General features: G+C 28.0%; 9 protein-coding genes. 8 read left to right on the top strand and 1 reads right to left on the bottom strand.

Annotated features, from left to right (window positions below):
- Positions 1–12 precede the first annotated feature (12 nt).
- Positions 13–750: an NADPH-dependent oxidoreductase gene (locus GXK56_RS20385; protein ID WP_160690856.1), complete on the bottom strand. Its 738-nt coding sequence runs from the start codon at positions 748–750 to the stop codon at positions 13–15.
- Positions 751–1,189: 439 nt separating this feature from the next.
- On the opposite strand from GXK56_RS20385, the gene GXK56_RS20380 reads away from it, so the two are divergent.
- The 8 genes from GXK56_RS20380 to GXK56_RS20345 all read left to right on the top strand — a co-directional run bounded on the left by GXK56_RS20380 (position 1,190) and on the right by GXK56_RS20345 (position 13,054).
- Positions 1,190–1,606: a 3D domain-containing protein gene (locus tag GXK56_RS20380; protein ID WP_160690854.1), complete on the top strand. Its 417-nt coding sequence runs from the start codon at positions 1,190–1,192 to the stop codon at positions 1,604–1,606.
- A gap of 515 nt (positions 1,607–2,121) precedes the next feature.
- The gene (locus GXK56_RS20375; RefSeq protein ID WP_160690852.1) at positions 2,122–5,394 is read left to right on the top strand and encodes a response regulator; all 3,273 of its coding nucleotides are present in this window, start codon (positions 2,122–2,124) and stop codon (positions 5,392–5,394) included.
- A gap of 15 nt (positions 5,395–5,409) precedes the next feature.
- On the top strand, positions 5,410–6,834 hold the full coding sequence (locus GXK56_RS20370) for an HD domain-containing phosphohydrolase (RefSeq protein ID WP_160690850.1): 1,425 nt from the start codon (positions 5,410–5,412) through the stop codon (positions 6,832–6,834).
- 197 nt (positions 6,835–7,031) lie between these two features.
- Positions 7,032–8,120: a hypothetical protein gene (locus GXK56_RS20365; protein WP_160690848.1), complete on the top strand. Its 1,089-nt coding sequence runs from the start codon at positions 7,032–7,034 to the stop codon at positions 8,118–8,120.
- Between the two features lie 176 nt (positions 8,121–8,296).
- On the top strand, positions 8,297–8,755 hold the full coding sequence (locus GXK56_RS20360) for a hypothetical protein (RefSeq protein WP_160690846.1): 459 nt from the start codon (positions 8,297–8,299) through the stop codon (positions 8,753–8,755).
- Between the two features lie 179 nt (positions 8,756–8,934).
- On the top strand, positions 8,935–9,402 hold the full coding sequence (locus GXK56_RS20355; RefSeq protein WP_160690844.1) for a spore coat protein: 468 nt from the start codon (positions 8,935–8,937) through the stop codon (positions 9,400–9,402).
- 336 nt (positions 9,403–9,738) lie between these two features.
- Entirely contained in the window at positions 9,739–11,010 is a 1,272-nt protein-coding gene (locus tag GXK56_RS20350) for a glucuronoxylanase (protein ID WP_160690842.1), read from the top strand.
- A 298-nt stretch (positions 11,011–11,308) separates the two neighbouring features.
- Positions 11,309–13,054, top strand: coding sequence for a methyl-accepting chemotaxis protein (locus GXK56_RS20345; RefSeq protein WP_160690840.1), 1,746 nt, complete (start codon positions 11,309–11,311; stop codon positions 13,052–13,054).
- Positions 13,055–13,206 lie beyond the last annotated feature (152 nt).

The following is a 13,206-nucleotide window of genomic DNA, read 5'->3' as shown; positions in this document are numbered from 1 at the left end:
CTTTGCCAAGTATTATGATTTAAAGCCTTGCTTATCCATTGCAGGTTTTACTTTTGGATAATACACTGATTGGTAAACTCTCGAAGTGAAAGTACTCCAATTTGTTTCCTGTTCAGATCTTCCGATATCTTTTAGATATTCACTCATTTGATTGTCATATACATCTATAGATTCTTCAACGGCTTTAGCGTTATAACTTTCTTTGTGTCTAAAGCTGTCAAATGGAACTCTTGGTTTTGTATGAGATTCATTAGCAGGATATCCAACTACTAGACCAACCATTGGGAATGTATATTTAGGTAATCCTAAAAGTTCAATTACTTCTTCAGGATTTTTTCTTATACCTCCAATTGGGACAATTCCAAGTCCTAGTGATTCAGCAGCAATTATAGAAGTTCCTAAAGCTATTCCAGCATCTACAGAACCAGCCTCAATACCTTCAATATCCTCATGTATTACTTGTTTCATGCCAGTTTTTTCACCAGCAAGATATGTTCTATAAAAGTCCATTACAAAGACTAAAAATACAGGTGCTTTTGCAACATAAGGCTGGTTACCTACAAGCTCAGCAAGCTTTTCTTTCTTTTCCTTATCTCTCACAACTATAACACTTGTTTGTTGACCATTAATTGAGTTAGGCATAGCTTGGGCAGCTTTTACAATTTCATCAACAATTTCATCTGGAATGTCCTTGTCTAAATATTCTCTTATTGATCTATGGTTGTTAATAGTTTTTATAATATTATTCATAATTTGTCACCTCATAATTTAGTTTTATTTTAATTCGTTTATTTTGTTGACTTAATAATACTCTTACTGAAAAAGAAAGTCAATAGTACTTAATTAAATTTTATAAAATTTAATTTTAAGCGTAACATATGAACTTTAAGAAATATCATTCATTAAGCTGTAAGTTTTGAATTAGGTAGGAAGCGAAAGGTAAAAGCGAATAGTTGAGGAAGAAAAGCCATAGGCTTTTCAATAATAAATTTTGTAGAAATTCCTTTAATGGATTTCATCTACAACTCTTATTTCTTAACTTTTATCTTTTACTTAATCAAAAAATTCAACTTTTTATGAATTTAATTAATTTAAACGTATAAAAATTAAATTATAAAAAAGTCTATACGTTTACATAAATATATGTTATAATTTAAACCATAGTTTGTGAATTGAAGGGAGAAATTGGATGTTGAAGGGTTATAAATGGAGAAAAGTTATAAAGAAATCAGCTGCATTTGCAGCAGCACTAAGTATTTATTTAGGAACAGGAATGGCTTTTTCAGTTAATGAAGTAAAAGCAGCAACACCAAATGAAATTATTTGTTCATCCACAGCATATACTGCAAGGGCTGGAAGCTTAACAGCAAGTGGACTAGCAGTATCAAGAGATCCTAATGGTATAAGCACAGTTTCAGTTGATCCAAGTGTAATTCCATTTGGAACATATTTATATATTGATGGATATGGATATGCAATTGCAGCAGATAGAGGAAGTGCAATAAAAGGAAACGAAGTAGATGTATTTTTTACTAGTAATAGTGAATGTAACAACTGGGGAAGGCAAGATGTTAAGGTAACCATATTAGGAGATCATTTAAATTAATAAACATATTAAATAATATAATAACTTAACTGAGTAAATGAAGCATACATACACTTAAATTTGTAGCTGTATATAGAATATGAAAAAATAAACAAGGAATAAAACGAATATAAACTAAGCTGATATTGATTATTGTGGCTAGTTTGTATTCGTTTTTTTATATATTTTTATCGTAAGTTACAGTGGGTAAAAGTAATAAGTTTAATATGGGTGTAGAAAAATGTGGAAAATAGGGAGAAAAAAGGTGGAAAAATTTAAAGGGAAAAAAGAGATATATGTAGAAATAATTTATTTAAGGGTAATCCAAGTTTAATATCGTAAATGTATGAAAAAAATAGATGTTTAATATTTTATATAGAAGATGACATAAAGGATTAGTTGCACTATAGTTAAAAAAGCAGCTAATCCTTATGTCTTTTTATGAAAGGAAAAATATAGTTTAAATGCTATTATGACAATGTTCCAATAGCATCATATTTACAAAGAAAGTAAAAAAATAAATGAGGGGAAGGTTTATGTTTAAGATACCAAGAGTAGAAAGAATTCTTAAGGTTCTTAAAAAGGGATCGTTAAGGCTGTTAATAAGTGCCTTATTTATTGCACTTATGACGATTACTGTAGGAATTATAACTTTTATTATAATTAATAATTGGAAGAGTTCAATAGATAATACCATAACAAAAATGGAGGAAAATTCAAGTAAAGATACTTTTGATGAAATACAATCCCTTTTTAGCGTACCTTTATATAATAATGAGATTAATCATAATTTAATAGAGTATGGAATTATAGACATACACAATAAACAACAAAGAGACGCTTTTTTTGCAGGTATTATTGAATCAAGTAATGAAGAAATATATAGCTTTAGTTATGGAAACGAAGATGGGGAATATTATGGTGCAAGAAAAAACGAAAAAAATGATATTGAAATATATAGAAGTAACCCAGAAACTAATGGGAATTCAATGTATTATAGCATTGATAATGAGTTACGAGAACAAAACTTTATTAAAGATTATGGTAAATTTGATCCTAGATCAAGAGATTGGTATATAAAGGCTAAAGAAAGTGGAAAGCCAGTATTTTCAGATATTTATAAACATTTTATTAAAGACGATTTAGCCTTATCTGCAGCTTATCCCATTTTTGATAAAGATCATAAGCTTAAAGGAGTAATGGGTACTCATATAACTTTAGCAAAACTTAATGAGTCATTAAAAAAAATTGGTGATAACAATTTGGCTACAACTTATATAATAGAAAAGAAATCAGGATATCTAGTTGCTAATTCTGTTAATGAGTCTAATTTTAAAACACTTTCAAATGGAGATATAGAAAGAACTTCAATTGAAAATAGTGAAAATAAATCAATTTCTGAAGCATATGAAAATTATATAAATACTTCAGATTCTAGTTTTATTTCTCAAATAGATGAGGAGAAGTATCACATAAAGATAGTCGAATATGAAAAAGAAGGTTTAGACTGGCTTATAATAACTTCTATCCCCGAAAGTATCTTTACTAAAGAAATAAAAAATAATATTAATATTGCAATGATATTGATAATTATTGCATTTATTTTAGCAAGTATTATTCACATAGAAAGTACGAGATTTATATTAAAACCAATTGATAATTTAATATTAGTTTCAGATAGGCTTTCTAAAGGTGATTTATCTCAAAGAGCAAAGATTTTTAGAAATGATGAAATAGGAAGTTTAGGTAAGGCTTTTAATAGTATGGCAGAAGAGTTATTTTCATTAATAAATAATCTTGAAGAAAAAGTAAAATCCAGAACAAATGAACTGATGACGGAAAAAGAAAAAGCTGAAGAAGCTAATATGGCAAAGAGTCAATTTTTAGCAAACATGAGTCATGAGATAAGAACACCTATGAATGGTATTGTAGGGTTTTTAAGTCTTTTAGAAAAAACTGAAATGAATGATATACAACGAGATTATATTAAGATAATAAAATCTTCTTCTGAAAGCTTAGTTTCAGTTATTAATGACATATTAGATATTTCTAAAATTGAAGCTGGAAGAATGGAAGTTGAAAAAATTCCTTTTGAAATTAGACCTGTACTTGAAAGTACTGTATTTTTATATGATGCAAAAGCAAATGAAAAAGAAATTGAGCTAAATATGCTTATAAATTCTAATATACCAAGCATTCTTATGGGAGATCCAACTAAATTAAGACAGGTAATGAGTAATTTAGTAAGTAATGCAGTTAAATTCACACATAAGGGAGAGATTTTCATAGAAGTATCTTTGATTAGAGAAGAAGAAAAAGCTGTGGAAATATTATTTAAAGTTGTTGATAGTGGAATAGGGATTTCAGAAGATGAAATAAAAAAATTATTTAAGCCATTTAGCCAAGCAGATTCTTCTTCTACAAGAAATTATGGAGGAACTGGTTTAGGTTTGGCGATTTGCAAGAGAATGATTGAAATGATGGGGGGAACAATAGGTGTTGAAAGTAAAAAGGGTATAGGAAGTACTTTTAGTTTCAATTTAACCTTACAAAAGGGAAAAGATTCAGTTATTCCAGCAATGCCAAACTATTCAATGCTTAAAGGCAAAAACATTTTAGTAATAGATGATTACGAAATGAATAGGTATATAGCAAGGATTTATCTTGAGGAAGTTGGATGTATAGTCACTGAAGCAGAAAATTTAGAAAGTGTTTTAGATAATTTTTTTATAAAGCAAAAAAGATATGATGCTATTTTAGTAGACTATCAAATGGATGGAATCACAGGTTTTGAAATGGCAAAAATTATAAAGAAAAATGAGTTTTTGAAAAATACTCCATTAATACTTTTAACCTCTGTTACAACAAATCTAGAATTAAAAGTAGCAAAACAAAATGGTTTTTCAGGATATATTTCTAAACCTTATAAGAGAAATGAATTACTTGATTGTGTTTCTATGGTAGTTGAAGGTAGTAGTTCAAAAATGGAAAATAATCAGGTTTTCATTACTAAATATAGCGCTGGAGAAGCTAAATATAACAAAAAAATAAAGATTCTATTAGTTGAGGATAATGATATAAATATAAAATTTTTTGTTAATAGCTTAAAGTTAATTGAACTTACTTGTGATGTAGCTATAAACGGAAAGGAAGCTTTAAAAGCATATAAAGATAATGAATATGATGTAATATTTATGGACTGTCAAATGCCTATAATGGATGGTTATGAAGCAACAAGGGAAATAAGAAAAATAGAAAATTTAAAAAAGCATATTCCAATTATAGCTATGACTGCATATTCAATGAAGGATGATGAAGATAAATGCTTAGAGGCTGGAATGGACGGCTATTTGAGCAAACCTTTTGATTTTGATCAAGTTATAACTATTCTAAAAAAACATGTTATTTCATTTATAGAAAGCAATACGAAAGAGGAGGAAAATAATTTTAGGAAGTTAGATGAAGTTGTTTTACAAGAAAATATAGCTAGTAATTTTCATGAAATTGTGAAGTTATTTAAAGAAGAATCAGGATTTGATGAAGAGTTTTGCAGGGAACTAGTAGAGGAATTTATAATTCAAGCAGAAAAGCTTATTGTTGATATTAAGGAAAGTTTAAACGACAATAATTTTAAAGAAATAGCTATGATTCTTCATAAGTTAAAGGGTGCAGCAGGTACTGTAAGAGCTGAGAAAATAGCAAAGAATGCAGTAGAAGCTGAAGCAGCGGCTAAAAATCAAGATAAAAATTCATTAATTCAATATGTAATAAGAATAGAGGAAGAAATAAAAAAATTACAGCAAGATTGAAAGGAGGAGTAAGCAATGGGAGGAAATATATTAATTGTTGATGATTCTCCGATTGAAAGAAGAATAATTGGACAAGCGATAAAAAAGAAGTTGAAGGATATTACAATTTTCGAAGCTGAAGATGGCTTGAATATTTCAAATAAACTTTTGCAAAATGATATTAATGCATGTATTTTAGATATACTTATGCCAATAAAAAATGGATTTGAAGTCTTAGAGGAAATTAAAAAAGATTGTAATCTAATGGATATACCTGTTATCGTATGTACAGGTATTTCGGATAAGGAGGCAATAGAAAAAGCATTAAATCTTGGGGTATACGACTATTTTTCTAAACCTTTAAGTGAAGAAGCTATAAAAATTGCTCTTCCTTTGAAAGTTAAAAATGCTATTGATTTAATGCGAAGGAAAGAGGAAATAGTATATTTAAGTTATCATGATCAACTTACTGGATTATACAATCGAAGATTTTTTGAGGAAGAACTAAGAAGACTTGATAATAAAGAAAATCTTCCGTTAACAATAGTAATGGGGGATTTAAATGGATTAAAACTCATAAATGATTCATTTGGACATGCTATGGGAGATGAAATCATTAAGAGAGTAGGAAAAATAATAAGTTCTGAGGGTGCTAAAGTAGGTATCTCCGCTAGGCTTGCAGGTGATGAATTTGTTATAATATTGCCTAAGAGTAAAGCTTCAGAAGCAGAAGAAGTTATTGATAAAATTAAAGAAGCAATAGAAAGAGAAAAAATTGAATCCATAGAAATATCAGTTTCTTTTGGTTATGGCTGCAAGTATTATGAAGAGGAAGAAATAGAAGGTATATTTAAGATTGCTGAAGATAGTATGTATGAAAAAAAATTATTTGAAAGTCAAATTATGAGAGGGAAAACAATTAAAACAATAATTAATGTCCTTCGTGAAAAAAGCAATATTGAAAGAGAACATTCATACAGAGTTTCTGAATTATGCAAAAGTATGGCAGAGGTTTTAAATTTATCAAAGACTGAAATCGATCAATTAACAATGGCAGGAGAGTTTCATGACATAGGTAAAATTGCTTTAGAGGATAAAATAATAAATAAAGAGGGGCCGCTAACTGAAGACGAATGGAAGGAAGTTAAGCATCATCCTGAAATAGGCTATAGGATGATTAATAATGTTAATAATATGTCAGCTATAGCTAATTATATCTTATATCATCATGAACGCTGGGATGGAAAAGGATATCCTAAAGGATTAAAAGGTGAGGAAATTCCTTTTATGTCAAGGATTATAACAATAGCTGATTCTTATGATGCTATGGTTAGCAAAAGATGCTATAAAGATTCTTTGCCAGAAGAATTTGCTATAAAAGAGTTAAAAGAGAATTCAGGAAGGCAATTTGATCCACAGCTTGTTCACATATTTATTGAAAAAGTATTAATGGAAAGATAAAAATTACGCTTATAAACTGATATGTAAAACAAGTAAGTTTATAAGCATAATTTTATTATTAATATTTAATTAATTTACTTAGCAAATCTAAACAACACTTGCCAGACTTGTCTTACTCTTGACTAATATAATTAGACTTTGTAAAATTAAGATAAATAAAGAAAAACGAGGTAGTAAAGAAGTGAGGCGATTATATAATGAAAGATGACTTACTATGCTCTGAGGATAATAAAATAAATAATAAATTTTTTATAGATGTCTTTAGTGAAAAAGTAAATAAAATAAAAAATTCAATTAACTATAGATTAAGAAAAATCAATTTTAAAGAAAAAGAAAATTCAAAATTAGAATCAGTGAAAAAGCAATATGAGGAACTTAAAGCTAAAAAACAGGAATTTGAAAAGTATGAAGATGATTTATTAAAGTATGATGACGAGTTGAAGGATATGGATTATTGCTTAATAAAAGCTAATGATTTAAATTCAGTTATTACCTGCAAAAAGAATAGTATATCACAAAGATTTTTCAAATATGAAAAGATTAAGATGGATAGTAAAGCTATAAATGCTTTGATGTTCTTTAATAAGGAAAGTGTTATAGTTATAGAAGAAGTAATAAAAAAGCTAAATAATGATGAGTTGTTAATAGAAAAAACTTATAAATTAAATAAATTTTATATTGAAAATGTATGTAATTTATATATAAGTTATGAAAATAACCAATATGTAATTAAGAATATTGAAGCTTTTGATAAAGAAATATCAGAGACTATAAATGAAATTGGAAATAAATATGAAGAATATCATTTGCAAAATAAAGAAATAAGGGATAAATTTATACAAGCTTTTTCAGATGCTAAATATGAACTTAATATAGCAAGTCCATGGATGAATAATTATGTAGTTAATGATAAATTAATGAATAAGATGGAGAAGTTTTTGCTTAGGGGAGGAATTATTAAAATAATATATGGAATAGAAGAGAATAATTCATTTTCTAATTTTAAAAGAGACAGAAATAGCAAGAATGAAAACAGTGATAGAATAGCAGAAAAGCTAAGTGAAAAATTTAAATGTTATAATGATGGCTTTAAAATAAAAAAAGTTAATTCACATAATAAGCTTTTAATTTGCGATGAAAGTTATTATATAGAGACAAGTTTTAATTTATTATCTTTTTCAGGAGAATATGATGAAAATTCCAATGACACTAGAGATGAAGGGGCAACATATAGCACTAATATAGAAGTTATAAAAGATTTACGAAATAGATATTTTGATTTTTAATTATTCGTAGAGTGGATAATTTTAATAAACCTAGTAAAAGGCACTTGGCTTGGTACTAGGTTTATTTTTATTATGGACAATTGTAAGGTGAACAAATATACTGTGGGATGAATAAAATAATATATATGAAATGGTTACTCATGAATAAAAAGCGATTAACTTAAGCAGGTGTTAATATGAGTGATATATTTAACAAAATTATGTTTAATATAAATAGAGGATATTACTGTTATATTGGTTCTGGTTCAAGTAGAGATGTATTTGATTTAAATAATGGTTACGTGATAAAAGTTGCAAAGAATATAGCTGGAATTGCGCAAAATCAAACTGAATATGTCATTTCATATTATGATGATTCAGATTTATTTGCAAAAGTTGTTCAAGCTTCAAATGATTTTTACTTTTTAATTATGGAAAAGGCAGATAAAATAAATAATATTTCAGAGGTATTCAAGTATTTTAACGTCAGCGACAAAAGGGAATTGTTCCACCTAAAAGAAATACAAAATATAAAAAAGAAATATAATTTGCTATTGGGCGATTTTGATAGGAAAAGAAACTGGGGAATTATTAAGGGAAGACCTGTTATTATTGATTATGGTTTTACAAGAGAAGTCAGTGACAGATATTATTGATTTATTTTATGGAAGGATAATATTTTTATATCCGTCCATAATACATAATAAGAGTATATAGTGTGAAAATATAAATACGCTACTAATTTTTATGATATATAGAAAAATAAATATTTTATTCTAATTATTGAGGTATAAAAATATAATAACTCCACAAAATAGTGATGGAGGTGTTAATTATGCAAATAACTTTAACTCAAAAGGAAAGAATGTTACTTGAAGATCAAAAAAGTCATGAAGAAATCTGTATAAAAAAATATTCTAATTATGCTAGCATAGCTAAGGATAGCCAGCTAAAACAAATATGTAACAATAATGAACAAATTGAAAGACATCATTTGGATACTATTAATCAATTGTTAAGTGGAAATGTACCTCAAATGAATCAAAGCCAAAGTCAAAATTCAAGTCAAAGTATGAATAGCAATAGCACACAACAAATGCCTGCTAATTTATCAGATCAAGAGATATGTTCGGATTTATTAATGACAGAAAAATATGTATCAGGAGCTTATGATACAGCAATATTTGAATTTAAAGATACAGAAGTGCGTGATGTATTAAATCATATACAAAAAGAAGAACAAAAGCATGGTGAAGCTATATTTAAATATATGGAAAGTAAAGGCATGTATAATCTTCAATAGTGTTTTAGTATTTTATGAAAACCACAAGTAGGTTTAGTTTTGATAAGCTAAGCTTTACTTGTGATTTTTCTATCTAACATTATAAGACAGCCACTCGCATATGAAAAATAGCAATTCATAATTGTATAATTAAAGAAATTTTGGGGCATATGTGGAAATGAAGTTAAATCTTTTAGGGTATATATGTCAAGGTTTGGAGAAAAATTAAAAATATGATAATGTTTACGACTAAAAAACGTTATTTCATGACAAAAGTATTGTCAGGAAATAACGTTTTTGTTAATATTGATACGAAAATCTTAATATATTTTTGAAAGAAAAACAGGGGGTATCAAAATGAATATTAAATTAAAAAAAATATTACTTTCATTGTTAACGATTTCTATAACAGGTTCGCTATTTTTGGGAATACCAACAACAGCTAATGCGGCATCAAATGCAACAGTAAATTTATCGTCAGAAAAACAAGTTATTCGAGGTTTTGGAGGAATAAATCTACCTGCTTGGGCTGGAGATTTAACAGAAGCTCAAAGAGAGACGGCTTTTGGAAATGGAAATAATCAGCTTGGTCTTTCTGTTTTAAGAATTTATGTAGATGATAATAAAAATAATTGGTATAAAGAATTAGATACAGCAAAAAATGCAATTGCACATGGAGCAATAGTATTTGCAACTCCATGGAATCCACCTAGTGATATGACTGAGACTTTTAATCGTAATGGGGATACAAAGGCAAAACGTCTTAGACACGACAAGTATGCTGCATATGCTCAGCACCTTAATGATTTTGTTTCATATATGAAAAGTAATGGTGTAAATTTATATGCAATTTCTATACAAAATGAACCTGATTACGGAAAAGAATGGACATGGTGGACACCAGAAGAGGTGCTTAAATTTATGAAAGAAAATGCGGGAACAATAAATTGCAAGGTTATGTCACCAGAATCGTTTTCTTATCAAAAAAATATGTACGACCCTATTTTGAATGATCCACAAGCTCTTGCTAATATGGATATTCTAGGAACTCATACTTATGGTACTAAGGTTAACCAATTTGCTTATCCACTTTTTAAACAAAAAGGAGCAGGAAAAGAACTTTGGATGACAGAAGTATATGTACCAAATAGTGATGCTAATTCAGCAGATCGTTGGCCAGAAGCATTAGATGTTGCAGAGCATATAAATAATGCAATGGTAGAGGGTGATTTTCAATCATATGTATGGTGGTATATCCGTAGATCATACGGCTTCATAAAAGAAGATGGAAATATAAGTAAACGTGGTTATATGATGGCACATTTCTCTAAATTTGTTCGTCCAGGATATGTAAGAGTTGATGCAACAAAGAATCCAGCAGCTAATGTTTTTGTATCTGCATATAAAGGGAATAATAAAGTAGTTATTATTGCAATAAACAAAGGAACTTCAGAAGTGAAACAAAGCTTCAATATTCCAAACAGTAAAGTTTCTAGTGTAGCATCATGGCAAACTACTCAAAATGCAAATTTAGCTAAATCAGCTTCAAACATAAATGTAACTAATGGAAGCTTTGAAGCATCTCTTCCAGCACAAAGTGTAACAACATTTGTAGGAGACATTAAGTAAAAATATTATACAAATAAGTGAGTGAGTTATAGTTAATATTATATTTATATACAAAGATGCAGTCATTAATTTGGCTGCATTTTTGTTTGGATATACTAATGGAATTCTTACTATTTTGGTAATAAAAAATATTCTAATTTCAAACTTATAGTATAAAATTACAAAAAATAACCATAAAATACATATTTGGTATTCAAACGTGATTATATTTATGTTATATTTTCTATATAGATATTTTTTTATGTTAAGTTATCAGAAAATTCAAAAAAGTAACACTGAGTTTTGAGAGGTGATAAAAATGCTTAAATTATTAAACAATATTAAATTAGGGTACAAATTAATTACAATTCTACTTATTCCTGTATTAGCATTGAGCATTGTATCAATAATTTCTTTGATAAATGCTGATAACGTATCTAAAATGCTTGTAACGAACTTATATGAAGAATTACACATTAGTGAATATTGGCTTTTGAATGCAGATAGAGATTTCTATCAAGCACTTTCAGCTGAACAAAGTATGGAAACTGAAAAAAATCCAGACAAATTAAAAAAACTTAAAGATGCTTATAATGAAAATAGGACACAGACAGTTGAAAGAGTTCATAAGGCTTATGATATTTTATCGCAAAACAAGGATAAATATATACAAATAAAACATAAAGACACTAAAACTGAAATGTTCGAAGAATTTAAGAATTTTGATGCAGCTTTTGCAGAGTGGGATAGCAATTTTAATGTAGATACAAATACTATTAAGGATAAAGCAGCTTATACTAGTAGCTTTAGTAAAACAAGATCTTCAATAAACACTATTGAAGAAATTTTGGATCAATATTCAGAGAAGAGTATTGCTGATAGTAAAGCTTCTATTTCTAATATGAAAAACATTATTATAACAATATCAGTAATATCATTAATATTATCTTTATGCTTAGGTGTATTAATGATAATAAATATAAATAGAAGGGTAAAGAAGGCTTTAGCATTAATAAATAAGACTGCATCTTTTGATTTAATAAAAGATGATTCGTTTGAAGAATATATTGAAGAGAAGGATGAATTGGGACAAATAATTTCAGCAGAAGCTTTTGCAAGAAGTCAGTTTAGAGAAATAGTTAGACAAGTTATTGAAGGAGCTAATATTGTAAAGAGCACAATAGAAATATCTAATGAAAATATGAGAAATTTAGATACTGAGATTGATAAGATATCAGAAACAATAGAAACCCTTTCAAGTGGATTTGAAGAGACTTCAGCATCTACAGAACAAATGACTGCATCTGCTAAAGAAATAGAAGGATCTGTTGAAGATATGACTTCAAAAGCTAAAACAGGATCAGAATTCGCTAAGGAAATTAGTGAAAGGGCTTTAAATGTTAAAACTGACGCAGTGAAGGCTCAAAAAGATTCTAATGATATGGGAAATATGCTAGATGAAAAACTTAAGGTTGCATTAGGACAAACTAAAGCAGTAGAACAAATTTCAAAGTTAACAGAAGGAATATTAAATATAACTTCACAAACTAATTTATTAGCATTAAATGCAGCAATAGAAGCGGCTAGAGCTGGAGAGTCAGGAAGAGGCTTTGCTGTTGTTGCTGATGAAATAAGAAAATTAGCAGAGATATCGAAAGAAAGTGCAACACAGATTCAAGTAGTAACAGCTACAGTAGTAGAGGCTGTAAATAGCCTTCAAGATAGTGCTCTAGAACTATTAGATTATTTAAAGGTAAAAGTCGTACCAGATTATTTGAAATTAGTTAAGACAGGTGAGCAGTATAATGATGATTCTGAAAAATTTGATGATTTAGTTTCAGAATTAAGTAAGACTTCATCACATCTTTTAACATCAATTTACGATATTTCAACTGCACTTAATGAAGTTAGTAATGCAACTAATGAAGGTGCTAATGGAATAGTAAATATTGCAGGGAAAACTGGTGATATAGTTAAATTATCAAATAATGTAATAGAACTTTCTAATAAGTCAAAGGAAAATACTGATAAACTTGTAGAAATGGTGGCTAAGTTTAAGATATAGTATTTAATACAAAATAAAAAATAATGTACTTTTAAGTACTCCTTTTATAGTAGGCGTTTAACATAATATAACTACCTACTATTAAGGGAGTATTTTGTATTTATTAGATTCGCTTACTGTTTGAATAAATTAGAATAGTGCGTTATAGTTTG

The organism is Clostridium sp. C2-6-12 (assembly GCF_009928485.1).
In the GTDB taxonomy this organism is placed as follows: Bacteria; Bacillota; Clostridia; order Clostridiales; family Clostridiaceae; genus Clostridium.
This window is presented reverse-complemented; position numbering and strand designations above follow the sequence as displayed.